The organism is Paenibacillus sp. PCH8, assembly GCF_002968835.1.
GTDB lineage: Bacteria > Bacillota > Bacilli > Paenibacillales > Paenibacillaceae > Paenibacillus.
Genome location: NZ_PKQK01000002.1, coordinates 438783 through 462389, shown reverse-complemented (window position 1 = coordinate 462389; position 23607 = coordinate 438783). Strand labels below are relative to the sequence as shown.

The window sequence follows — 23607 nt, the reverse complement described above, 5'->3', positions numbered from 1 at the left end:
CTTTACTCCTTTCCTTTAATCCAAAACGGAAGTAATCTCCTCCATCGTTACCCTATATAACAAGTTACCTTCACTGAGTAGCAGACGATGCTGAAGAAAATCCTGCCGTGCCTGCTTGAAGGGCTGATCATCTTCATTTAGCAAATCAATCTTCTGCCCTTTTCCTATTCTTCCGGGCTTCTCCATTTTTTTAAGTACAAACGTCCCATGTTTACCGTACCCGGCATCGAACAAGAAATGATAACCATCCGTACTGAAGCCGGAGGAACCGGAGATGTTTGGATTCATCAAAGTTACATTAGGTTCACTAGTGCCCCCTGAGATACAACCGAGTTCAAAATCAGTATAGAAGTAGAACCAGACCTGCTTCTCATTTATCACATTGAGTGCATAACAATCCGCAATGTCGGCTGCGTGGTTTTCGTACAGTTTATTGCCATGCTCATCCCAGGCCAGCAGACCACATGATCCAATTGGATCGCTCCATCCGTAGTTACCAAAAATCCCTTCATCAAAGTAACTTGTCCAGATCGTTCCTTTCTCTGTGACCTGCACACTCTGAATACCGTCTCCCAACAGAAACTCGCGGATTGTATTCCCTTCCAGATCACACACTTTGGCGTTCAGATCATAATGTTCATTCCCATAATTCGTACACCGTGCCCCGACGAGCAGCAGCTGATCATGTAATGGTTGTACGTAATGATAATTGAACGTCTGTCCCCAAATGACAACTTCCTCGATAGTTTGACCTGTCACAATAAGCACCTTGTACGTATAGCTTTGATTCAATTTACTTTGGACGAACATACCTCGTTTTCTTTCGGGGATCTGATTTATCAGCAGTACATAGACAAGCCCATCACCGCCCCACTGGGTTGAAACGATATCGAAGCCTTCGACATAATCTGAAATATCAGCAAAAGGCAAAAGTTTTACTTGGGGATTGGACATATCCATAACCTCCTTTGTAGTCAAATGCAGAGTCACCATCTGCATCTGTATAAGAGCATTATGACGTACGCGTACTATGCTGAACATGGCGGAAGTATAGCGAAGATCTTCTTTGCTTTTAAAGCATAAAAGTATAATGTTCTGAAATTGAAGCTTTTTCCTTGACACTCGTAGTACAATAAGGAAGTTGTGTAAAATTCTATATGATAGGAGGATGCGAGGTAGCTATAGAAGAGTATCAGAACATACATACAACGCACTTGGAGTAAGGAGATAGAAGCACCCGTAGATTCGATATGCAATAGGACTAATACGAGGAAGACTCATCTCAGAAAAACAAAACTACATAAGGAAGTGTTACAAGGTGGAACCACATATTCAAGAGCCAAAAACAGACTACCGTCCACTAGGCGTGTCGGGATTGGGCGGTTGGCTGATTCTTATTCAGATTGGATTATTTCTTACGATTATCATGCTCGCAGTACAGTTGATGCAAAACACGTTACCAGCATTAACATCCGAAATGTGGGACTTATTTGTTTCCAAGGACTCCGAATACTATCACGTTCTTTGGGGGCCATTAATTATTTTTGAAGCTATATATAATGTGGTCTTTTTATTGTTCACCATATATATAGTTGTAACTTTTTATAGAAAAAAGGCAATCTTGCCCCGGTTAATGATCATCTATTACAGTGTGAGTTTGGTGCTCTATATGGTTGATTATATACTCGTGTTACAGATCCCCATGATGCGGGAATTGGAAAATGGAAGTGGAATGCAGGAGATTGTGAAATCTGTCATCACTTGTGCCATCTGGATTCCTTATTTTATCAAATCCGAGCGAGTTTATAATACATTTGTAAGATAAATGGTAAGCAGGAAATGCCCGATCTTGGATAGAAGCTATCTGAGGTCGGGTTTATTAGATTCTAATGAAAGTATCTATAAACGTAAAGTAGGTATCTGTGTTAAGGAATATAGGAAGTGAAAAGGAGGAGAGATCTTGAAAATTTATCTGGTAAGGCATGGGATGGACGAGGAAGGATATCGAGGCGGATGGAGCGATCGTGGACTCACGGAACAGGGATTGATCCAGTCAGAGAAACTGGGAGAGCATTTACATCGTTATGCAGAGGAGTACAACATACATACCATCATGAGCAGTGATCTTCCTCGTGCAGTGCAGACAACACATGAAATTGAGAAGAGATTAAACATGCAGGCTAGCCTGATGAAAGATTGGCGTGAGATGAATAACGGAGATATGGCAGGCATGCTCCATAAGGATGCGGAAGAGTATTACCCAGGGTTTTATTTCAATACCCTTGAGATGGATTCCGCTTTTCCGGGAGGAGAAAGTCCAAGGGATTTTTATAACCGGATAAGCACATCTTTCGAGAGTCTTCTTAGAGATATAGAGGAACACACAATCCAGTCCAATGTCCTGTTAATTACTCACGGCGGAGTGATTAACATTCTGTATTATCTGCTTGAGAAGAAGGAATGGAGCAATAAGTCCAGCTTCTATCCCATGGGCAACACCAGTGTACATACCGTTGAAAAGGGAGCGCATAGTTGGAAACTTAGCAACGCAAATGTGTTAAGTCATCTAGATTAGTTGTTTTACCTTGGAGTAAGGCAATATTGACCGAGCTGCCTGTGTGTTTGTTTGTCCTAACAATCTGAGGAGGATGAATCTATGAGAACGATTGAAAGTTATTTTGCCCCATTTCCGGTGTTGGAAACCGAACGAACGATACTCCGGCCGCTTACCTATGATGATCTAGATGATATGTTTAGTTATTGCGTTGTACCTGCTGTATCGGAGTTCACTACCTGGGACGCGCATCAGAGCAAAGAAGACACGAAAGCTTTTTTAGATTTTGTCATGAGTCGCTATGAGACAGATCTAATAGGCCCGTGGGGGATTGAAGATAAACACACCAAAAGGCTGATTGGTAGTTGTAACTATTTAGGGTGTGATAGCGATAACAGGAGAGTCGAGCTGGGATATGTGTTATCTGATCAATATTGGAATCAAGGCATCATGACCGAAGTGGTGAACAGAATCATCCAATTTGGATTTGACGAGTTGGGGCTTGAGCGAATCCAGGCCAGATGTTTGGTGAAGAACACAGGTTCCGCCAAGGTGATGGAGAAGGCAGGTATGCAATTCGAAGGTGTACTCAGAAAATATATGAAGGTGAAAAATGAACTTCAGGATCTGAAGATGTATGCTATTTTACGGTCGGACTACAAATAAGAACTATAAGATTAAATCATTTCGGTAAATAGAAGATAAATATAATACAATTTAATTATTTTGGTAGTGAGTGTTTCTCAAATCATGAAATTTTTCTGAAGGGTGTGGTCTGAATGGGAAGAATTTACCCAGAACGTGTTACAGCATCAATGTTTAGAATGTATCATGACGATGAAGCCTTGCTAGTAAGACATAATACATCCATTCACTTTGGTGAATCTGACAAACAACTAGGCATGGTTATTATGACAAATCCGGGAAGTTTTGAACTGAGAAATACACCTGACTGGGTTTCTTTTAAAGCTGGTACAAGCCAATCGAACACATTTGAAGTAAATGACTACGCAGATTTGACTATGCGTAACATCATTAAAATGATCAGATGTAGTTATGACAACGGACCTATTCCCAATGGTGTACTACGTGTTTACAATCTTTCTAATATTCGTCAACCCGCAGGTTTAAAAGCAGAACTTTATCATAATCGAGCTAAACAGGTTATCTCTAGCGATGATATCAATTTACCTGAAGATCCTATCACACATTCTGAAAATTCATTTCTGCAGGAATGTAATAACTCCCGTTTTGTCATCATGGGGTTCGTTGATAAAGTTTTTGAGGATAAGATGTCACGAGTTATCCAATGGTCAGAAGCTATTAAAGAGCGCCGAGTAAGTGCTGTTGATGGAAAAGGTCGCTTTTCACATCCTCGGAGATGGATAACTGAACCTTTATTAATGGATAAAGCAATTGAATCTTTAAAATCTGCAATTAAAGCATAAATATAAGGATGAAATAAGAATGAGTTTGATTGGACTGTATCTGGCATTGCCTCAGGAAGTGATCTCGCAACTACACGAAGGAACTCTGTTATTCAAAGACATAGACCGGAGCGAATAAGACTTACTAGATATCGATCGATCATGGGAAGGCATTCATTTTCTTTTAAATGATACAGATTACAATGGCACACCCCGGAGGGATATGTTGTACCTTTGTTGAATGATTAGTCTCTGAAAATTTCGAATTTTAGTACGTTCTATCTGAATAATGATCAAGTACGAAGTTACACAGCCTTACTGCATCGAAAGGTCAAGCCATCGTATTCTATATTGTCTAATCCAATAATCATATGCCAAGTTTTGGCCCATTTCCGATCGTTGAGGAAATGGGTTTATTTTGTTTTTAACAACCAACGTACATAATGTCATATCGTCACAAGGGTGCCGTCCGCTATAATCTTCAAGTTATCCAAACAAACGTGAATTGAATGTAGGAACCAGGAGGTACAACGAATTGATAGCCAAAAACAAATATAAATCACTCGAACTGGAAACACCCGGTGTGTATGAGCTGGAAGGGCTTGAGGTGGGAGTGACATCGAACTGCAATTATAAATGTGACTATTGCTGCGCCTACAATCGGGATGATGGAGCATGCATTGATAGTCAGGAAGTCATCCGTATTATTAGTGAGCTTCCTCGTCTCAAGCGCGTGCGATTGTCCGGGGGTGAAGTCACCCTGAAATATCAGGATTGCCTGGAGATCGTGGCGTACTGTGCGGCACATGGCATCGATACACAATTGAACAGTAATGCCAGTCTGCTGACAGAAGAACGGATTCTTGCGTTGCGTGATGCAGGCTTGTCTAACATCCATATCTCGTTCAATTATACGGATGCGGAGTCGTATGCTGCGTACTATCGTGTGCACCCTCGCATGTATGAGAGACTGGAGCAGAATATCCGTTTATGTACGGAAGCAGGTCTGGAGACGGTGCTGGAGACGTTATTGTTTGAAGGTAACCAAGCGAACATGCAGGCCATTAGCGATAAGGTGTATGATCTGGGGGTGCGCATCCACGAGATCCAGAACAGCATTAAGATGCCACATACGGATTGGAGTCAGATTGTATCCAGAGAGTCACTCATTCGATCTGTAACGGAATTAATTGAACATAAAAAGCCAGATACAACGCTCTATTTCACCTGTATGGATCGGTTCGCTGAACAATTAGATTTGCGTGAACAACCTCGGGTGTATTTCTCTAATTGTGTGGATGGCACGAAACAGCTGCACTTGCACGGCAACGGGGATATTCTCATCTGTGAGTTATGTCATCCTGTCGTGATTGGCAACATCTATACTGGAACGTCGTTGAAGGATATCTACGCCCAGCAGCCGCCAGCTTTAACAGAATTCTTGGAAAAGCGTCCTTGTCCCGCGTACGATGCTCTTTTTGCAAACGCGTAGCAGGAAGACCTGTTAAAGATATGTAAGCTGAATGAAACATGTATGCGATATTAGTGACCTTTAGGGTTGTATAGATTGAAATCAAGGTGATCTGATTTCCCTGATGGGGAGAACGGATGACCTTTTTTGATATAAATTGAACTAATCATTTACACAATAACGGAGAGGACAGAAAAAATCTGGGGATAACAGCGATTGGAAGGTTGTTCTGTCATCGTAGTGTCAGTGTAAATAATCTTTAGTTCTATTATTTGGTTTCAGATTCATTTAAGCTATCCGTCCTAATATGGCTTTAAGAACTTAGATGAAGAGGTGAGCTTCACATGATGAAGATTAATGATAAACCAACCCGGAAAGACCCAAATAAAAGACAGATCTCCCCAAGAAAGCGCAGATGGCTCATCTTTACACTTGTCATGGTGCTCATGGTGGGTGGAATCCTGTACAGTCTGGCTGAACGTTATCTGATCCGGCATGTGCAGGTGGTTGTAGCAGATGAGAACATGGCAACGGCAGTAGCAACTGGCAGTGCAATTGATTCATACACTCCTTCGACTACCGCGACTGAAGTGAATGCAACGTCAGATGATTGGAATTATTCCAGTGATGATATGAAGGTCCATATTGAAAAGGTACAGACTGGTTCAGGCTCGGATCAGATTACGTATTATGTCGCGGATATTCAGTTAACGGATGCAAGTAGCCTGCGAACGGCGCTCGCGGACAATAGTTTTGGAACCAACATTACCGAGAATACATCAGAGATTGCCGCTGCCAACAATGCGATCTTTGCCATTAACGGTGACTACTACGGATTCCGCGATGATGGTGTCATTATTCGAAATGGAATATTGTACCGGGATAGCCCGACGAGGGATGCTCTTGCCCTATTCAACGATGGGACGATGAAAACCTATAACGAGAACGAGATTTCTTCCTCGGAACTGCTCGCTGAAGGAGCAACCAATACGCTATCTTTTGGTCCTATACTGATTCAGGATGGTGAGATCGTCAGTAATTTTAGCAGTGTGAAGATTGATAACAACTTCGGTAACCGCTCCATCCAGGATGCGAATCCAAGAACAGCGATCGGCATGATTGCTCCGAATCATTACGTCTTCGTGGTGGTGGACGGACGTCAGGACGACAGCCGTGGTATGACCCTGGCAGAACTGGCTGATGTCATGAAAGGCCTCGGAGCAACCGAAGTCTACAATCTGGACGGGGGCGGTTCATCCACGATGTATTTTATGGGCAGAGTTGTCAATAACCCGCTGGGTCGTAACCAGGAACGTGGCGTAAGTGACATTCTATATCTGACGGAGGGACAAGGATCATGACCATATTAATTCCATCATACGAACCGGATGTGCGTTTACTGAATCTTGTTTTGCAATTGCAGACCTTTAAGCTCGGCCCCATTGTGATTGTGGATGATGGCAGCGGCCCAAGTTACCGTGGAATTTTCGAGACGGCAGAAGCCTATGGTTGTAAGGTCCTGACACATCCCGTCAATCTGGGCAAGGGAAAGGCATTGAAGACAGGCTTTCAGTATATTAAGGAATACGGGCCACAGGGCGGTGTGGTGTGCGCAGATAGTGACGGGCAGCATCTGCCACATGATATTAAGCGTATCTTCGAAGTGTTGCTCGCACAAACGATACCCGGAATGGTACTCGGCAGCCGTCGCTTCAGTGGTAAGATTCCAGTACGCAGCCGTTTGGGCAACACAGTCACACGGGCGGTTTTTTCCCTCACGACAGGTACCAAGGTATATGACACGCAGACAGGTCTACGCGGTTTTCCTTACTCCATGCTGGACTGGTTGAACCAGATTCCGGGTGATCGGTTTGAATATGAGATGAACATGCTGTTAACGGCACACAAGGAAGGGTATGAGATTACGGAGGAGTTTATTGATACGGTGTATCTGGATCACAATGAGTCCTCCCATTTCCGCCCGCTAGTTGATTCGTTCCGGATCTATATGCCGATTCTGATGTTCAGCACATCTTCGGTGCTGTCCGCACTGATTGATTTTGGATTACTGTTCATCATCCAGTATTTCACGCATAATCTGTTTCTGTCGGTTGTCGCAGCAAGACTGTGCAGCTCGATCTTCAACTATACGATTAATCGGAAGTACGTGTTCTCCGCTGGGCGAACCTCAAAGGTGCGGCAGTCTTTGCCCAAATACTTCTCGCTTGTCCTGCTGGTGCTGCTATTAAACTATGGTTTACTGTATTTTTATAATGAAAAACTGATTATCCCGTTGCTCGCAGCCAAGCTGTTGACCGAGGTGTCCATCTTTCTGTTCAGTTACTGGGCGCAGCGCAGATTTGTCTATTAACCCTGAAGAGAGAGTGAGCCTATGGCTTGCTCTTTTTATGTTGAAACGGTTTCATATACACTACTGTATAGGGTACGATGGAAAGGAAATGAATTTGAGCGTTAGATCGAAATATAACATGTATGGGAGGATAATTATGTATCTTCGAAGTGTGGAACTGATGTCGTCCAAGATCGAGAATCCGAACGAATATCCTTTTGATATCCCCACGATACATTCCTTGGAGCGGCTGGAGTTCAAGAATAACATTACTTTTTTTGTAGGTGAAAATGGTTCAGGGAAATCGACGCTGCTGGAAGGCATCGCTCATCAATGTGGATTCAATACGGCAGGGGGCGGCAGGAATAATACCTATGAGACACATGCTTCGGAATCCTCACTCGGGAACTATCTAAGACTGGCATGGTTGCCCAAAATAACGAATGGCTTCTTCATGCGTTCTGAATCGTTCTATCAGTTTGCATCACATGTCGATGAGATGCCGGCATCGCTTCGATATTATGGTGGGCGTTCCTTGCATGAACAATCCCACGGCGAGTCTTTTCTCAACCTGTTCGTCAACCGGTTTAGTTCCAAAGGGATCTATCTGCTGGACGAGCCCGAGGCCGCTTTATCCCCTGCAAGACAGCTCTCCCTGTTGCGTATTCTTCATGATCTGTCCAGCACCTCGCAATTCATTATTGCGACGCACTCACCTATTCTGCTGGGGTATCCGGGAGCGGAGATTTTGAGTTTTGACGATAGCCAGATTCAAGAGGTAGCCTATGAGGATACTGATCACTACCAGATTACCCGTAGCTTTCTGGAGAACCGCGACCGGATGCTGAATGAACTATTTAAGGACTAAGTTAAGTTATCCGTGTAAACAAGGGAAGATACTAAACCATGCGGCGTGAAATTTATTGTTGAGGAGAGATTGGATGAGAGTAGGTTTGCTAATTGTTGATATGCAAGAGAGTATTGTGCGGAAAAAGATGGACCAGACTTCGATAGATCATGCCTGCGAATACATTAATCATGTGGCTAACGTGCTTCGTTTGAATGATCATATGGTTGTTCACATACAGGATGTGGAGGGCATGGAAGAGGCAGAACCGGAAGAATATCGCATTATTCCCGAGGTCGATATGAATGAGAAGGATCTCAAGGTGACCAAGGCAGCTTCCAATGCCTTCTGGCAGACAGACCTGGAGCGGAAGCTGAAGAGTCACGGCGTTGAACTATTGATTATTGCTGGTTTTGCCGCAGAGGAATGTGTTCTATTCACGTACAATGGTGCGATGGAGCGGGGATTCATGCCAGTGATGTTGCAAAATGGAATTCTTAGCACACATCATGAAGCGGTGACTTCAACGTACAGAGATCGCAATGTAATCTCATATCCTGTGGTTGATTATCTGATTCAATAAGTGTTGGCTAAATGCCAGTGGATACTTGGTGAAAAATAAAGAAAATAATCGGACTCTGTAGGGAGTCTTTTTTTTGCAAAAATGTACATTTCCACTATGAAAGTTAAGGTTACTTCATGGTTTAAACCAAACTTTGCCTATATCTACCGTGGTTGAAACGATATATTGAGATCAGGGCACAGCAAGCGCGCTGTGAACATCGGTAAGGATTGTGAGAATCACGAACGAACGAACTTTAAAGGGAGTGTGTGATGATGAAGAACGTACAGATTACGAGCATATTGCCAGAACAGAAGGAACAATTTCTCAACCTGTACAACTTGTATTTATATGATCTGTCTGAGTTCTCGGGCGAAGATCTGCTTGAATCAGGGATCTATGATCCGACCAATACATATCTGTATGTGGAGAGAACGGAATTACATCCGTTTTTTATTCAAATTGAAGGAAAAGTCATTGGGTTTGTTCTGGTCTGCTCGCCCCCATATGCGCCTGAAGATGTGGACTATACGGTACAGGAGCTGTTCTTGGTCAAAAAGTATCGCGGAAAGGGGCTGGCTACGCAAGTGATTGACTTGGTGTTTGCTCAATTTCAAGGTACATTCAGAGTGGAACAGTTCGCTACCAATTCAGCAGCAGTCTCGTTCTGGAAAAAATATTATGAAGCACATCAGATTGAGTATGTGGAGTCCGAATACAGCATAGAGATTGACAACATCACTGGCAGCCACCGGATTTTGTCTCAGACTTTTGTTCGTGAAAAGAGATAGGTATAACTTGAAGTGAAAGGAAGATTAGCTTGTTCATCATCGTAGCAATCAGCAGTACATGAATCTAATTCCGGATGAACTTAAAGAATTTCAACAACTCATTCATATAGAAAATATGAAATACCCTTTTTATATTATTGAGCGTCAGGAATCGGAGTTTCAGTTTCTATGTAAGGATGAAGTGATTACACTCTTTTATCATACGGATGTGTCTGAGGACGAAGACGAGGTTCACTTTAATATGAACACGATTGATTCCGATTATAGGCCTAAGAAGCCTGGAACAGATGATATGGGTGTATTGAGACATGATCATGTGACCAATGAATGTATAGAGATGTACCAAGAAGAAGGAACAGAGTTTCTGAACAAACGAGGGATTTTCTGAGTATAAGGAAAGATAGACAAACCCTTGGGTTGGGTAAACCAACAATGTAATCCGGTGGTTGACTCATCTAATCCGATATATGAAGATGGCTATGGATGCGACGTTGTCGTGTCCATTTTTTGTTAATTTAAGGGTCGGATTGTCATATCAATTAACATGAAAAATCTATTTTTTTGACATTGAAAAATGCGCTGTGAAGTCTTCATTATCCTTGGTGTAGCGGCTTGAAATATTGATCACAGATTCCCGTATATTTGTGGTGATTTTTGTGGTAGATTGATACAAATGAGTCCTTGTAAACACACTATGATTGAGAGGAATAATACCAATGAACTATTCTAAGCCGTTTGTAACCGCCCTCATGAGTACAGTTATATTTCTTTCATCGTTTAACGCAGTATCCGGAGCTGCAGATTCCTTGGGATCTGACATCAATGGAAACTGGGCTGAAAAGCAAATTACGGCTTGGATTGACAAGGGCTTCATTAAGGGTTACGAAGACGGCACCTTTAAACCGAACCATACCATAACCAGAGCAGAATTCTTCTCTTTGGTTAACCGTTCATTTGGATTTACTGAAACAGCACCTGTTTCCTACAGTGATGTTCCTTCCTCCAGTTGGGCCAATGCCGAGGTTTCCAAAGCTGTAAAAGCAGGATACATAAAAGGTTATGAGAACGGTACAATTGGTTTAAATAAACCGATTACCAGACAGGAAGTTGCGGTTATCATCGATGAACTTCTAAAACTATCAAATAAAGAAATGACGGAGTCTAATTTTACAGATTCCAGCTCCGTAGCTCCTTGGGCTAAAACTTCGGTTGATGCTACAGTAGCTAAAGGGATCTTGCAGGGCTTCCAAAATAGCTTCAAACCTAATAAACCGATTACTCGTGCTGAAGCCGTCGTCGCATTAGACCGTTCAGTGAGTGCACGAGCAACCGATTACAGCTCAGCTGGAACATATGGTTCTGATACAGGTATGCAGACCATTAATGGAGATGTGATTATTAGCTCGGCTAGTATTACGTTGAAGAATATCATCATTAATGGGAATCTATTATTTAGTGAAGGTATTAAAGAAGGAGATATACGTCTTGAGAATGTTACAATCAAGGGTATAGCACGGGTAGAGGGTGAAGGCGTTAACACCATCTATCTAAAGAATACCACTGCAGCTGCCTTTATTGTTGACAAGAAAAAGGGCCCCGTTCGTATTGATGTAGAAGGTTCAACGACAGTAGGAGAAGTAACCATTCAATCCCCTGCTACGCTACAAGAATCGGATACTACGTGGAATGGATTCGGCAAGATTACGTTATCCGAGCGATTACCTGCCGGTTCGAAGATCAGTTTAAGAGGAACATTTGACTCTGTGAAGGTTAAAGGCAGCAAAATTCAGATTGAAATCCCCAAAGGTAGTGTTAAGGAAGTTATCACAACAGCAACAGCTACGGAGATGACTCTTACCCTAGGTACGGATACCAATATTGGGAACCTTATTTTAGAGGCAACTGCCAAGATTCTGGGAACGGGTACTGTTGAAAAAGTGACGATAAGTGCCGTTGCTAAAAACGATACCACTATTGAATCCACAGTTAGATTGCTGAATAAAGTGACGAATCCAGCTATTCCGGCCGCACCTTCGACTGGATCAGCTGTGCCCTCTACTGGACCTTCTACCGGAGGAACGGACATAACTGCTCCTATACTCTCGAATACAACCATGGGTCAAATTGCAGTTGGAGATAACGTAATAGGTAGAAGTAATGAGAGTGGATATCTGTATCTGGTTCCTTCAACAACACTAAAAACAATCACTAGCCTAAATCAATCCGTTGCAGAATTGTTTGGCAAGAAACAGTCAGTAACAGCAAACGTAGATGCGACAATGAGTACAGCAGGTTTAGCATCAGGCACGTATGTTGTGTATGCAGTTGACCTTTCGAACAATATATCTATTGCTTCGTCAGAGATCATTATTGGTACTAAAGCATTAACCGTCTCCAATCCAGTGCTGACCGAAGCAAAAATGTATGATGGAACGAACTTGGCATCAGTTACAGCAGGTTCCTTGAATGGAGTTGTGGCAGGGAACACGGTAACCGTGAGTGCAGTAGCCACTTACAATGACGCTGCAATAGGCACGGGTAAAACAATTACTGTCGTGTATACATTGGGTGGAGCAGATGCAGCCAAGTACACTGCACCTGCAAACTACACAATCCATACAGGAGCCATTTCAACGGCACAGTTAACGATCGGGGACCCGATGTTGACTGTTATTGAGAAGCCAGATGGAGATTCATCAGTAGTCGTATCCGCAGGTCAATTAGCTGGGGTTGTTACCGGGGAAAATGTGACTGTGAGTGCAAATGCGATATATGATACAACTTCCCCGCCTAAAGCGGCGCCATTAACCGTAGTTTATACAATAGCGGGTGCCGATAGTGGTAAATATATGGCTCCTGTAAGCAATACGAACTACACTGTATACGTACAATACAGTGCAGATACGGGGATGATTCTGGACCTGATTACCACTTCCAAAGTGTATGACGGGAACTCGACAGCAGTTGCAGTAGCGGGTTCTAGAGAGGGAGCTTGTGGAAAAAATCAACAAGGCACTTGTCCAGGGGATGACGTACAAGTACATGCAGTAGCCACATACAATAATGCAGAGGTAGGAACCAACAAAGTAATAACAATTGAATTTACTCTTTCAGGTGCAGATTCCATTAATTATACTGCTCCAGAACCCTATACTATAAATATGGGTACAATTACTGCTGCACCATAATATTCACATATAAAGTCCGTTTTCACGATCTGTAACCTTTCGAATGGAAGTGTAGAAGCCTCAACTGTCGATTAAGACCGTTGAGGTTCTTTTTTTGCTTTTCTGGAGCAGATAAGAGAAGAGATTGTAAAGCTGGAAGTTCATAACAACTTCGCAATTACCAATACATGGGTTATGATGATTGAAGAGGAGTCTAGCAGTGTTTAAGCAGGGGTGATCGTACGAGTGGGGGCAGGAGTCGGTTGAGGGTTACAACATAATAAGGCGAGTGCGCATGTGGTTCCGAAACGATTCTTTGAAATCGAAGTAGGAGCTACTGAGTTTGCGGAACAGGTTAGTTTACGTATGAAAGCGAGCTAACACAAATACATAACGGAGGTTTAGTGGCATGACTTTTTATGAATTAGCAATAATCCTAACAACTGCACTATTGTTGATCATCGGAGTGAGAAGCAAACGTAAATCAATTATAAATGGATTCATGGATGGGTTGTCCGATGGATGGTCAGCGAGATGTTAAATTCAGATAACAGAAATATATCGTATGAGCAAAACAACAATAAATTCAACTTTCGCGTAGCAGGTATTCTGATCAATAAGGGCAAAGTTCTTTTGCATACGACTGAACAGGATGACTTCTAGAATCTGCCCGGAGGGCGGGTAGAATTGAACGAAACTACAGAATCGGCTATTGTGCGAGAGATGACGGAGGAACTGGGTGTTCAAGTAGAAGCACAAAGGCTCGCATTTGTTAGTGAAGATTTCTTTGAATATGATGGCCTGAAATATCATGAGATTGGATTTTATTATGTCATTACATTGCCGGAAGCCCATAAGCTTTATGATGAAATTGAGTTCAAAGGTCTAGAGGATAACGGTAAGTTAATTTTTCGATGGTTTTCCTTGGACAAACTGGAGCAGATGGAAATCTATCCTGTGTTTTTGAAAAAGGAACTGACTAGTCTCCCTGATGCAAAGCGCATTAAACACTTCATTCAGAAATAGAGGGCTTATGGACATTACATGTATTCGTCATGGTCATGGTGAACACTTGGTAGATTATCCGAACCAGGATTAACCAGAAGTGATTTTCTTGGTGAGGCCGGATACTATACCATGCACAATGTGTAGTGATAAAAGGAGAGTATGTCATGACTCATTTTCCCAATATGGAGACTGAACAGTTGTACCTTAGAGAGTTAACCCTATCAGACCGTGAAGCTATATTTAAACATTTTGCTGAACCAGATGTAACCCGGTTTATGGATATTGAGCCTTGTCGTGACGTAAAAGAAGCAGAAGAAATTATACAATTTCATATGGATGATTCGGGTTGCAGGTATGGTCTATTCCATAAATCAGATGGCGAATTCATAGGCACAGTGGGGTTTCACTGTTGGAATCAGGAGTCACCGTCGAAAGCAGAGATTGGTTTTGATTTATCCCCGTCTTATTGGGGGCAAGGGTTGATGCAAGAAGCTTTAACCGCAATTATCGAAATCGGCTGGAACAAGATGAATCTTGATTTTATTGAAGCGACAGTGGAGCAGGAAAATGTTCGATCTCAACACTTGTTAAATAAGTTGAACTTTTTGAAATCCACTGAGTTAGTAAACAATCTCTTTTATTACACATTACAGAAGGAATCTGTTGGGACTGACATTTATCCTATTTGAGCAGGGAGGAATTAAATGAAATCTGTTCCGTTCTCTATACTTTTAGCCAGTTTCATTTTGGGTATCTCGTTTATTATTGGCTGCATATTGTTAACGACTCAGGAGAAAAATAGTGAACTGACTCAGGTAGCTGAGCAAGAAGTGTCTAACAATAAAGTGTTATTGACGATTCAAGAAACTGCGGAGTATCTGAGTATGACTGAAGAACAGGTGATGAGTATTATTAAGGCTGAACAAGTGAGTTTCACGGTATCAGGTTTCTTTGATGGGAGAATGTTCCCGTTCATTAAAGTTCAGGATCAATTTTTTGTTAGTAGAGTGGAGTTGGATTTGTGGGTTCAGGAAGCATCTGCAAGTCACAGAAGATATATTAATGGGCAAATGCAGTAGTCTATGGGATAAATGGCATAATCCAAAGGAGATGAATCCACATGGAATTCGTGGGTGAGAAGGTAAGAATAACAACAGCCACGGAACAAGATCTCAATTTCATAGGTCAACTGGAATGTGATACGAGCATATGGAGCTTTGATGAGACTGTTGAGACGGATGAGGAGAAGGTTCACGAGAAATATCGGAGTCATTTCCCTGCTACGGATGAGGAAGCGTACGCCTATGATTGGGTTATCCGCCGTGTGAATGATCCGGTAAATACGCCTATTGGTATTGTTCAGATGTGGAGTTATGTGGATTTTCGGAAAAGTTGGGAACTTGGCTACGCTGTGCTTCCCGAATATGCAGGTAACGGATACGGAAGTGAGGCTACCCAGCTTCTGTTGCAATTCGCTTTTCAGGAGATACAGGCTCATAAAGTTGTCGGCATGTGCAATTCTGAGAACGTTCGCTCTGCTGCGTTGATGGAGCATGTGGGCATGACGAGAGAAGCTGTTTACAAGGAAGAACTCTGGTGGAACAATCAGTGGACGGACCAGTATTTTTACTCCATCTTGGACAAAGAGTTCAAGGGAGTCTGACACGAGCAGGAGGTAGCATGAGTATGAAAAAATTGGTTCTGCTAAGTGATCTACATTTCGGACCTAACGACGAATTGAATCATAGAATCCAGAGCTTGTATAACCAGGAACAGCCTTCGATCGGTTACATTCCTTCGTGTTCCTACCTGGATCGAATATATGTTGAGCATACCAGACGTTTCTATCATCAAATGGGGATCGAAACGGTACAGTATTATGATCTCGATATAGAGTATGAGATGGTTCGGAAGAAGCCCTGAATTCCTTGAGGCAGTACGCCCATTTGAACGGTACAAAGGTGTGCGTGCCAGGATGGTGATGGAATTGTTATTGATGGTGAAGGCGTGGAGTTTTTCGGGAATATACGTCTCGTAGATTAGGAGCAGAAATTGAATTGGTGGAGTCTGGGTTGGAGTATGGACATAGAGAACCATGAATGCGAAAGGTGAACAGCAAAGACGTGAAGGGAGAGTATTATAGTGAAAATTTTTGATATTCGGCAGGCGCCGGAAGTCATGCATGAGGCAGTACAGTATTTTTGGAAACAATGGGGTTCGGAATCGAGCTTCCATTTCTATCGGGATTGCATGGAGCGCTCAGTGGAAACGGAGAGTGATGTGCCAAGATTTTATGTCATGCTGGACGGTGACAAGATTATTGGAGGGTATGCCTTGTTACGAAGCGATCTGAATAGTCGACAAGATCTCTTCCCTTGGTTTGCTTGTCTTCATGTTGATCCAGAGTATCGGGGCCAGAACTTGGGTGGACAATTGCAGAACCATGCGATTAACGAGGTAAAAGCAAAGGGCTACGAACAAATGTATCTATGTACTGATCTAACGGACTATTATGAGAAGAATAATTGGACCTATATTGGTAAGGGATATCTGTTGGATGATGAAGAGACACGAATCTATGAACATCAAGTTAGATAACCAATGAAGTGTTTGAAGGATCACTGAGAAATAGAGAATGCGTTCGCGTAAGCATACATCCGTATTGGGATTGTTCTCCCGATAATGCAGGCTCGATGCGATTGGCGCAGAGTGCAGGCATGTCTCTCAGTTTTAACTATCGTGTCTACTGGTATGATCTCTCTAAGTAAATTTAGCTTGTAGTTAAAGGAGGATAACTATGAATGAATCACTGCAGGATCAGATTCAATTTCTCATTGAGATTGATAAACTGAAAACGATTGAACGGAAGACCAGAATTATTCATGGGGACAGGCTTGAAAATGATGCGGAGCATTCCTGGCATCTGGCGATGATGGCCTTGGTTTTGCAGAATCATGCCAACAAGGATGTGGATATTCTTAAAGTCATTAAGATGCTTCTTGTTCATGATCTGGTTGAGATTGATGCGGGAGATACTTTTGCCTACGATACGGTGGGGAATACGGATAAATATGATCGTGAACTCCAAGCGGCTCATCGGCTGTTTGGTATGTTGCCTAAGGAACAGGCTGAAGAACTACTCCAATTATGGTTAGAATTTGAAGCAAAGCAGACTCCTGAAGCACAATTTGCCTCATCTCTCGATCGGTTGCAGCCTCTGATCCATAATCATCAGAATGAGGGAGATACGTGGCAGAAATATAACATTACAAGTGAACAGGTGTTAAATCGAAACCGTGAGATTGCGAACGGTTCCGAAACATTGTGGGATTATGCGCAGCGGCTCATTCAAAACTCCGTGGAGCAAGGGATATTGACCAAATCATAGGAATGCAATCCACATGGGTGGGGTAAGTGATTAAATCGTGTGATCATTGCAGTTAGTAATCTTCCAGCTGGATGTTAGGTTGGGAGATTTTTTGATTTTCTAAACCTCACTTGCAAGATTCATTGAACCATAGAATTATCATTTTTCTCTCAGTGTTTTCTTGTGACCCGATTGGTATGATGAATATACATCATTCAACTAAAGAGAGGTTAGAGACATGGACACATTTTTAGAGCAAATTAACGAGTTAAACGAGCTTCAGAAAGACTTGGTTAGCATCCATCCTTTATTTGCAGAACATTATCCTGTGGTTGTGGCCTATGAATCTCTGTTATATATGTATGATTATTCGTCCAAGACGCAGCAATATGAGTGGGTGAAGACCGTACCGGATGACCTGTACATTCCGGATGAGTGCCTTGCGGCCATGCCGGTGCATCATATGGACAAGCGAATGTGTGCAATTGTAACGGATGCGGCATTTAAAAATTTGGAGCAGAAAGTCTATCTGTTCCATGAGTATGTTCATTGCTATGTCTATGAGAAATACGATGAACAGATCGTGAATCGTCTCAAGATTAAGCATAAAATGGATCAACTGAAGCGGGTGACATGGGAACTGGATTATGAGTTTCCGTATGAAGATGAAGTCGTGGTTGAGCGAATCAACTCCCTGATGTCTGTAATGAAGAGTAAAGACATGTCACAGGTACTAACATCCAGAATGGCTTTGTTCAACTCCTTAACTGAAGAACAAGCCGAATACTGGAGCTGGCTGGAGTGGAACGAAGGGTATGCACGGTATATTGAGAATCAGATTCGAGCGAAGCTCGGACTGGAAAGCAATCATATAGAAGACACCGCTCCGTTTAATCGTCTGGTATTCTATGAATGTGGGTCGGAATACATAAGTCTGCTTACTAAGGAAGAGCCGGGGTATCATACGAATCTGGAGCAGTTGTTTGATAGGATGCAAGTGGAGAGAATCCAGGGATAATTCCGTAATACAGCTAAACGTTCGAACGACTTCTCGATAAAAAGGAGATCATCTCTATGCCGCTACCCATGGTTCATCTCAATATAGCTTATCTTCTTACCGATACCCTGCCAGTACAGATTGAACGGGGCTCCTTCTACTTGGGCAATATCGCACCGGATTCCATTCATATGCGTGAGGGTACAACAAGAGAGGATAAGCAGGACACCCATTTTAACCCTAAGGATGAAGGAGATTACGCTGGACGACTTCAGGGAATTTACTCATCCTACATCCAACAACAACCTGATGAAGGGTGGAAGTGGTTTGTCCGGGGTTACTTCATACATGTTCTGACAGACTATTACTGGTTCCGGAGTGTGTATCCCGAATTCGTAGATCGGGTTAACGAGATAGACCAGCATACAGGCATTAACAGATCGAAGGATGAACTGTCACGCCTATATTACCAAGAGACGGATCAGATTGATTTCAATCTATATCGAAGTGCGAGCTGGAGTGAGGATGTGTGGCAGACGCTTAACCGCGCAGCAAGCTATGACATGCCGGATCGTTTAAATGCGGAAGAGATTGTACGTTGGCGGGATCACACGTTTTCTTTTCTGAATGGTGAAGAGCCTGGAATCACGCCTAAGTTTATTACGGGTGAGATCGCTCAGGCATTTGTGGAGAAGACCGTACAGCGATTGAACGCTCTGTTGTCTTCATGGGACCCGGAGCTACGTGAATTGAGAAAGACAACCTAAGGATAATGCTTATGTTTAACTAGGTGTTGTACTGAATTTCACTAAAATTAGGGAGGCGGTTAGGGTGAAGAATATAGGAATGCTTGTATGTCTTCTCACCATATTCATGGCAGGATGTAGCTACCCGAGTGAACATGACTCGGGGGAGGGCCTTCCTGTGCTGATCACCTTAACCTGCAATCCGAATCTGAACTCCGAACCGTGCCAGAATGTTCAATTCGATCGACCTGACGAGATTCGGATGATGATGGAGACCATACATACGGCAGAACGTTTGCTTGGCATTATAGATTATGGAGCAGAGTACAGGATGAGCATAACGAATACAAACGGATCGATAACTGGGTATGATCTTTCTTTAGGTATGGATTCCAAGATGCAAGGCCTACTGGTTAACCACGAAGACACCAATATAGGATATAGCATATCTGTGGAGGATGCGAATCAACTTAGAAGGCTGATTCAGCGTCGTACAGATTAAGTGGGAATGTGTTTATTTTGAAACAGAGACTGGAATATGGATAATATGCTGACCATTGAAGCTTTAACAGGGAGGCCAGCATGTTTTTTCTTGTAGCCAAGATAGATAAGACTGTAGTCGGAACCATCTCGTATGGACCTTGTGGGTGGTAAGGAGATTCGAGACTGTTAGGAGAACGGGGCAGCCTGTACGTCATGCCAGAGGTTCAAGGTCAGGGAATTGCTTCGGCGCTCATCCTTGCAATGGTTATTGAACTTTGTCGGAGGGGATCGAGCAATTTTGTCTGGATAGTGGCTATCGGATCGCCCAGAAGAAATGGCAACGAAAATTCGGGGAACCTTATGCTGTGGCGAAGAATTACTGGGATGAAGGAACAGACCATAACGTATGGTTGTGTGAAGTGAAGGATTTTATTGTAAAATGAAGTGAACAACGGAGGTGACGACCTGTACTGTACAGGGCTCATCTCTTTTACCTAATTGCATCTTTTTGCATCGACCATGGACGATTCTTCGTACAGTGTATTATGCAGTTTTCAGTTACTAAGGAGTGAACATATGTCAATACAGTGGAAACCACCCGAGCAACGGTTATCTCCTCATGCGGTTAACTTGTGGAGAATTAGCGCGATCATATGGAATACGGCAGGTCTTGTGATCCTTGCTGTATTGTTAATCCTCGACTCCATCTATGGATGGAAGACGTGGATTGGCTGGATTTTATGGGGGTTACAGGGATTTCGGTGCTCTATGCAGTGTGGGATATATTCGTGCAACCCGTGTGGTTATACAGACATTGGTATTACGATGTGAATGAGGAATTTTTGCAGTTAAAGCATGGCGCACTGACCAAGTACATCAGATTATTCCCATGGCGAAAGTGCAGTCCGTGACAACGAACCAGGGACCACTTATGAGAAAATACGGACTCTACTCCGTTACCGTTGGTACGATGGGTTCAGGGCATCATATTCCGGCGCTGCCGGAGGAAGTCGCGTTCGCACTGCGTAATCAGATTGCATCCTATGCGAGAATTAATGAGGTGGATGAATGACAGACACCAACACCAAACGGCACCATCCGCTGACGTTGCTGTGGAGCATGTGGAAGCTGGTGAAAAGTTCGTTTGCCATCATCCTGTTCCTGTTTGTTTTTCGTGTTGGCTCAGAGTACCAATGGCTTTTCTATGGAAGAATCGCTTTTTACATCGGGATATCCATCAGTATTGTATCGATCATCTGGAAGTGGTTTACCACACGTTACGCAGCAGATGATATTGCTTTTCACATTTATAGTGGTGCTTTGAATCGGACCCTAAGAACGATCCCGTATACCAAAGTCCAGAATGTGAACCGCCATACGACAGTGTTTCATCGGTTGTTCAGTGTAACATCCATACGTTTCGAGACCGGAATCAAGGGAGAAGATGCTACCTTTCAGTTACATGTCGTTTCCCTTCCCGAAGCGGAGAGGCTGGAGAAGATTGTAGCGGGTCAACGATCAGATGAACATGTCCCTGTGGATACTGTTGAGCCCTTGGAAGAGGGAGAAAACCAATCCGAGTACGAGCCGGGAGTAACAGACGGAGGTACACCTGAACGTACAATGCTGCCTGCAAAAGAAGAGAAGGAACGTGTGGTTCATTATCATTCCACCCGTAAGGATGTATTCAAAGCTTCGTTTACCTCGCTCAGTTTTCTCGTACTCATTCCGGTGCTGGGCACACTCTATTCATGGATTAAAGATTTCTTCCCGGATGAAGAAGTCACGGGGAATCTGTTAGTGACGTGGCTCGATTCCTGGTGGATCACCGGTTTGATCATTCTGGGATTGATTGTGATCTCCATTGGTTTGGGGATTGTTCGAACCTTTGTGAAGTATGGCAATTTTCAGATTACTTCGGATGCCAAACGCATTTATATTACCAAGGGTATGATGGAACAAATGGCATTTTCGATCTTGAAAGAACGCGTCCAGGCCGTGAAAATTACACAGTCTCCGATGAAAAGAATGCTGGGATTGGCGGAAGTGGAATTAACGACCGCAGGTAGCTTGGGCGAATCGGGACACGAGGTCAACTCGCTCTATCCGTTCTTGCCTGTGAAGCAAGCCTATAAGATGATCGAGGAGATTCTGCCATCCTATCAAGTAAGCGATGAGATGGAGAAGCTTCCACGGATATCTTTATGGGTCCGTATGCTCAAGCCCAGCTGGGGCTGGCTCATTGTCACCGTTATACTATGGTATTTCAAACCACAGGTATTCGGACAAGAGCAGGCATGGTGGATGATTTCGGTTCTTCTGTTGGTATGGATTGCAACCTGTAGAGTGGTAGACTTTTTCCATACAAGGTACACATTGAATAACAATTTTATTCAACTTCGAACAGGAGCTTTGACGTCAACCCTCTTCATTTCCAAACGTGAAAAAGTGATTGAAGTGCAAATCACCCGTAATGTGCTGCAACGTTGGTTCGGTGTTGCTTCCATTCATACAGTGAATCGGGCCAAACCCGTGCTACACCATCAAACACATGACATCCCGCTGGGTATGGCTGAATCATTTCAGCTATGGTATGTGGGACGTACCCAAGATGTTCAGACCCGTTAATCACAAGAGCAAGGGCAGGAAGACCGCATCAGGTTATTCTGTACTTGCTCTTTTTACTTCAAGTCCCGGAAAGCGGAATAGAGGAGGAAGGATATTTTGATGAAAGTTGTGTTCTTTGATGTGGACGGTACATTGCTGAGCGAAATAGATCGGAGTTTATCACCAAGTACAGCAGAGTCGATCAGGGAATTGATTCGGAAAGGCGTTCAAGTCGTACTCGTCACAGGTAGGCCCTATAATCTATGTGAAGAATTCAGGAGTCTTGGAATCGATACTATTATTTCGGCTAACGGGGCCTTGATTAAATCCGGTGATGAAGTCATACATAAGTCGGTCCTTTCCGCACAGATGGTTAGAGAATTCAGTGAATTTGCCGAGTTACATGGGCACAGTATTTCATATTTTACCGAGTCGTTTGAGATGAACGGGTTAAGCACAGCAGATGAGCGGCTTAGGGAAGCATTGCAAGATACGCTTGGATTGTTGGATTCCCCACTGAAGATCAGTACGTTGGATCAGGATATCTATTGCATGTGTTTATATGCGGATGAGAACGAGACTGAGAAGTTTCAGGTGAAATTCCCTGCTTTGCGATTCGTGAGATTCCATCCGTATGTGACCAATGTGCTGGAAGCGAGTGAAGTGAGTAAATCGATAGCGGCGGGCAAAGTCCTCAACCACCTCAAGATATCCAAGGAGGAGGCCATGGCCTTCGGGGATGGGGAGAACGATGTGGATCTGTTAGTGCACGCGGGTATTGGAATTGCGATGGGAAACGGCGGAAAGCGGATTAAACAAAGTGCAGATTATGTTACCCTGCGAGCAAGTGAAGATGGAGTCACCCATGCGTTGAAGAAATTTAAGGTGATATGAGAATGCTTCTGTAAAATAAATGAATAGTATCCCAATTATGGATTTTAATGTAGAATGATATAGCACGTAGTAAGCCCTAAAGCATAGGGTGTTTATCAAAGGGTGACATTGGATGAAAAAGGTTGTTTTCGTAATTCTGTCTCTTGTCGTACTTGTTGGTGTATCCTCTTCCGCTTATGCTCATCCAGGCAGACTGGATAAGAATGGTGGACATAAGTGTTCAGCCAAATCCAAGCAAAAGGGTCTGTGCACGGGTTATCATTATCATAAAAAGAAAAAATGAGAATGAGCTTTACAAAGATAAACCCAGCCATCGTTCAATCTAGGGTTGGGTAA

General features: G+C 43.1%; 29 protein-coding genes. 28 read left to right on the top strand and 1 reads right to left on the bottom strand.

Features of this window, described 5'->3' with window-relative positions:
- Positions 1-15: 15 nt before the first annotated feature.
- Positions 16-954: a hypothetical protein gene (locus C0Q44_RS14725; RefSeq protein ID WP_105408052.1), complete on the bottom strand. Its 939-nt coding sequence runs from the start codon at positions 952-954 to the stop codon at positions 16-18.
- A gap of 364 nt (positions 955-1318) precedes the next feature.
- On the opposite strand from C0Q44_RS14725, the gene C0Q44_RS14720 reads away from it, so the two are divergent.
- The 28 genes from C0Q44_RS14720 (at position 1319) to C0Q44_RS14585 (ending at position 23554) form a co-directional block, all read left to right on the top strand.
- Positions 1319-1825, top strand: coding sequence for a DUF2569 domain-containing protein (locus C0Q44_RS14720; protein WP_181151000.1), 507 nt, complete (start codon positions 1319-1321; stop codon positions 1823-1825).
- 135 nt (positions 1826-1960) lie between these two features.
- Complete coding sequence (locus C0Q44_RS14715) at positions 1961-2575, top strand: histidine phosphatase family protein (protein WP_105408050.1); 615 nt, start codon at positions 1961-1963, stop codon at positions 2573-2575.
- Positions 2576-2656: 81 nt separating this feature from the next.
- Positions 2657-3220 carry a GNAT family N-acetyltransferase gene (locus tag C0Q44_RS14710; RefSeq protein ID WP_105408049.1) on the top strand — a complete coding sequence of 188 codons (564 nt, stop codon included), beginning with the start codon at positions 2657-2659 and terminating at the stop codon, positions 3218-3220.
- 113 nt (positions 3221-3333) lie between these two features.
- Positions 3334-4002, top strand: a complete 669-nt coding sequence (locus C0Q44_RS14705) for a hypothetical protein (protein WP_105408048.1) — start codon at positions 3334-3336, stop codon at positions 4000-4002.
- 514 nt (positions 4003-4516) lie between these two features.
- Positions 4517-5473, top strand: a complete 957-nt coding sequence (locus tag C0Q44_RS14700) for a radical SAM protein (RefSeq protein ID WP_105408047.1) — start codon at positions 4517-4519, stop codon at positions 5471-5473.
- Positions 5474-5796: 323 nt separating this feature from the next.
- Positions 5797-6813 (top strand): phosphodiester glycosidase family protein, encoded by a 1017-nt coding sequence (locus C0Q44_RS14695; RefSeq protein WP_105408046.1) that lies wholly within the window; start codon positions 5797-5799, stop codon positions 6811-6813.
- Complete coding sequence (locus C0Q44_RS14690) at positions 6810-7823, top strand: bifunctional glycosyltransferase family 2/GtrA family protein (RefSeq protein WP_105408045.1); 1014 nt, start codon at positions 6810-6812, stop codon at positions 7821-7823. The genes C0Q44_RS14695 and C0Q44_RS14690 overlap by 4 nt, the downstream gene beginning before the upstream one ends.
- 136 nt (positions 7824-7959) lie before the next feature.
- Positions 7960-8670: an AAA family ATPase gene (locus C0Q44_RS14685; RefSeq protein WP_105408044.1), complete on the top strand. Its 711-nt coding sequence runs from the start codon at positions 7960-7962 to the stop codon at positions 8668-8670.
- 73 nt (positions 8671-8743) lie between these two features.
- Positions 8744-9232, top strand: coding sequence for a cysteine hydrolase family protein (locus tag C0Q44_RS14680; protein ID WP_105408043.1), 489 nt, complete (start codon positions 8744-8746; stop codon positions 9230-9232).
- 254 nt (positions 9233-9486) lie between these two features.
- The gene (locus C0Q44_RS14675; RefSeq protein ID WP_105408042.1) at positions 9487-10002 is read left to right on the top strand and encodes a GNAT family N-acetyltransferase; all 516 of its coding nucleotides are present in this window, start codon (positions 9487-9489) and stop codon (positions 10000-10002) included.
- Positions 10003-10060: 58 nt separating this feature from the next.
- The gene (locus tag C0Q44_RS14670) at positions 10061-10390 is read left to right on the top strand and encodes a hypothetical protein (protein WP_105408041.1); all 330 of its coding nucleotides are present in this window, start codon (positions 10061-10063) and stop codon (positions 10388-10390) included.
- Positions 10391-10718: 328 nt separating this feature from the next.
- Positions 10719-13190: an S-layer homology domain-containing protein gene (locus C0Q44_RS14665; RefSeq protein ID WP_105408040.1), complete on the top strand. Its 2472-nt coding sequence runs from the start codon at positions 10719-10721 to the stop codon at positions 13188-13190.
- Positions 13191-13835: 645 nt separating this feature from the next.
- Positions 13836-14195, top strand: a complete 360-nt coding sequence (locus C0Q44_RS14660; RefSeq protein ID WP_258166391.1) for an NUDIX hydrolase — start codon at positions 13836-13838, stop codon at positions 14193-14195.
- Between the two features lie 146 nt (positions 14196-14341).
- Positions 14342-14866: a GNAT family N-acetyltransferase gene (locus tag C0Q44_RS14655; protein WP_105408039.1), complete on the top strand. Its 525-nt coding sequence runs from the start codon at positions 14342-14344 to the stop codon at positions 14864-14866.
- A 15-nt stretch (positions 14867-14881) separates the two neighbouring features.
- On the top strand, positions 14882-15256 hold the full coding sequence (locus tag C0Q44_RS14650; protein WP_105408038.1) for a hypothetical protein: 375 nt from the start codon (positions 14882-14884) through the stop codon (positions 15254-15256).
- A gap of 41 nt (positions 15257-15297) precedes the next feature.
- The gene (locus C0Q44_RS14645) at positions 15298-15840 is read left to right on the top strand and encodes a GNAT family N-acetyltransferase (protein WP_105408037.1); all 543 of its coding nucleotides are present in this window, start codon (positions 15298-15300) and stop codon (positions 15838-15840) included.
- Positions 15841-15863: 23 nt separating this feature from the next.
- The gene (locus tag C0Q44_RS31000) at positions 15864-16100 is read left to right on the top strand and encodes a hypothetical protein (RefSeq protein ID WP_258166331.1); all 237 of its coding nucleotides are present in this window, start codon (positions 15864-15866) and stop codon (positions 16098-16100) included.
- Positions 16101-16319: 219 nt separating this feature from the next.
- Positions 16320-16775: a GNAT family N-acetyltransferase gene (locus tag C0Q44_RS14635; protein ID WP_258166330.1), complete on the top strand. Its 456-nt coding sequence runs from the start codon at positions 16320-16322 to the stop codon at positions 16773-16775.
- A 199-nt stretch (positions 16776-16974) separates the two neighbouring features.
- The gene (locus C0Q44_RS14625) at positions 16975-17565 is read left to right on the top strand and encodes an HD domain-containing protein (protein ID WP_105408035.1); all 591 of its coding nucleotides are present in this window, start codon (positions 16975-16977) and stop codon (positions 17563-17565) included.
- 217 nt (positions 17566-17782) lie between these two features.
- A complete protein-coding gene (locus C0Q44_RS14620) occupies positions 17783-18562 on the top strand; it encodes a hypothetical protein (protein WP_105408034.1) in 780 nt (259 codons plus the stop codon).
- A gap of 56 nt (positions 18563-18618) precedes the next feature.
- Positions 18619-19308 (top strand): hypothetical protein, encoded by a 690-nt coding sequence (locus C0Q44_RS14615; RefSeq protein WP_105408033.1) that lies wholly within the window; start codon positions 18619-18621, stop codon positions 19306-19308.
- Between the two features lie 64 nt (positions 19309-19372).
- Positions 19373-19789: a YhfM domain-containing protein gene (locus C0Q44_RS14610; RefSeq protein WP_105408032.1), complete on the top strand. Its 417-nt coding sequence runs from the start codon at positions 19373-19375 to the stop codon at positions 19787-19789.
- 194 nt (positions 19790-19983) lie between these two features.
- Positions 19984-20193 (top strand): hypothetical protein, encoded by a 210-nt coding sequence (locus C0Q44_RS30995; protein ID WP_258166329.1) that lies wholly within the window; start codon positions 19984-19986, stop codon positions 20191-20193.
- A 153-nt stretch (positions 20194-20346) separates the two neighbouring features.
- Complete coding sequence (locus C0Q44_RS31510; protein ID WP_308737421.1) at positions 20347-20601, top strand: hypothetical protein; 255 nt, start codon at positions 20347-20349, stop codon at positions 20599-20601.
- A gap of 58 nt (positions 20602-20659) precedes the next feature.
- A complete protein-coding gene (locus C0Q44_RS31505; RefSeq protein ID WP_308737420.1) occupies positions 20660-20842 on the top strand; it encodes a PH domain-containing protein in 183 nt (60 codons plus the stop codon).
- A complete protein-coding gene (locus tag C0Q44_RS14595; protein ID WP_105408031.1) occupies positions 20839-22398 on the top strand; it encodes a PH domain-containing protein in 1560 nt (519 codons plus the stop codon). The genes C0Q44_RS31505 and C0Q44_RS14595 overlap by 4 nt, the downstream gene beginning before the upstream one ends.
- Before the next feature lie 96 nt (positions 22399-22494).
- A complete protein-coding gene (locus C0Q44_RS14590; RefSeq protein WP_105408030.1) occupies positions 22495-23271 on the top strand; it encodes a Cof-type HAD-IIB family hydrolase in 777 nt (258 codons plus the stop codon).
- Between the two features lie 112 nt (positions 23272-23383).
- Positions 23384-23554, top strand: coding sequence for a YHYH domain-containing protein (locus C0Q44_RS14585; RefSeq protein WP_105408029.1), 171 nt, complete (start codon positions 23384-23386; stop codon positions 23552-23554).
- Positions 23555-23607: the final 53 nt, after the last annotated feature.

Excerpts from the sequence above, each read along its gene's own strand:
- C0Q44_RS14725 (WP_105408052.1), bottom strand. The coding sequence starts at position 954 with ATGTCCAATCCCCAAGTAAAACTTTTGCCTTTTGCTGATATTTCAGAT.
- C0Q44_RS14710 (WP_105408049.1), top strand. The coding sequence starts at position 2,657 with ATGAGAACGATTGAAAGTTATTTTGCCCCATTTCCGGTGTTGGAAACC.
- C0Q44_RS14705 (WP_105408048.1), top strand. The coding sequence starts at position 3,334 with ATGGGAAGAATTTACCCAGAACGTGTTACAGCATCAATGTTTAGAATG.
- C0Q44_RS14695 (WP_105408046.1), top strand. The coding sequence starts at position 5,797 with ATGATGAAGATTAATGATAAACCAACCCGGAAAGACCCAAATAAAAGA.
- C0Q44_RS14690 (WP_105408045.1), top strand. The coding sequence starts at position 6,810 with ATGACCATATTAATTCCATCATACGAACCGGATGTGCGTTTACTGAAT.
- C0Q44_RS14685 (WP_105408044.1), top strand. The coding sequence starts at position 7,960 with ATGTATCTTCGAAGTGTGGAACTGATGTCGTCCAAGATCGAGAATCCG.
- C0Q44_RS14680 (WP_105408043.1), top strand. The coding sequence starts at position 8,744 with ATGAGAGTAGGTTTGCTAATTGTTGATATGCAAGAGAGTATTGTGCGG.
- C0Q44_RS14675 (WP_105408042.1), top strand. The coding sequence starts at position 9,487 with ATGAAGAACGTACAGATTACGAGCATATTGCCAGAACAGAAGGAACAA.
- C0Q44_RS14670 (WP_105408041.1), top strand. The coding sequence starts at position 10,061 with ATGAATCTAATTCCGGATGAACTTAAAGAATTTCAACAACTCATTCAT.
- C0Q44_RS14665 (WP_105408040.1), top strand. The coding sequence starts at position 10,719 with ATGAACTATTCTAAGCCGTTTGTAACCGCCCTCATGAGTACAGTTATA.
- C0Q44_RS14655 (WP_105408039.1), top strand. The coding sequence starts at position 14,342 with ATGACTCATTTTCCCAATATGGAGACTGAACAGTTGTACCTTAGAGAG.
- C0Q44_RS14650 (WP_105408038.1), top strand. The coding sequence starts at position 14,882 with ATGAAATCTGTTCCGTTCTCTATACTTTTAGCCAGTTTCATTTTGGGT.
- C0Q44_RS14645 (WP_105408037.1), top strand. The coding sequence starts at position 15,298 with ATGGAATTCGTGGGTGAGAAGGTAAGAATAACAACAGCCACGGAACAA.
- C0Q44_RS31000 (WP_258166331.1), top strand. The coding sequence starts at position 15,864 with ATGAAAAAATTGGTTCTGCTAAGTGATCTACATTTCGGACCTAACGAC.
- C0Q44_RS14625 (WP_105408035.1), top strand. The coding sequence starts at position 16,975 with ATGAATGAATCACTGCAGGATCAGATTCAATTTCTCATTGAGATTGAT.
- C0Q44_RS14620 (WP_105408034.1), top strand. The coding sequence starts at position 17,783 with ATGGACACATTTTTAGAGCAAATTAACGAGTTAAACGAGCTTCAGAAA.
- C0Q44_RS14615 (WP_105408033.1), top strand. The coding sequence starts at position 18,619 with ATGCCGCTACCCATGGTTCATCTCAATATAGCTTATCTTCTTACCGAT.
- C0Q44_RS30995 (WP_258166329.1), top strand. The coding sequence starts at position 19,984 with ATGCCAGAGGTTCAAGGTCAGGGAATTGCTTCGGCGCTCATCCTTGCA.
- C0Q44_RS31510 (WP_308737421.1), top strand. The coding sequence starts at position 20,347 with ATGTCAATACAGTGGAAACCACCCGAGCAACGGTTATCTCCTCATGCG.
- C0Q44_RS31505 (WP_308737420.1), top strand. The coding sequence starts at position 20,660 with ATGGCGAAAGTGCAGTCCGTGACAACGAACCAGGGACCACTTATGAGA.
- C0Q44_RS14595 (WP_105408031.1), top strand. The coding sequence starts at position 20,839 with ATGACAGACACCAACACCAAACGGCACCATCCGCTGACGTTGCTGTGG.
- C0Q44_RS14585 (WP_105408029.1), top strand. The coding sequence starts at position 23,384 with ATGAAAAAGGTTGTTTTCGTAATTCTGTCTCTTGTCGTACTTGTTGGT.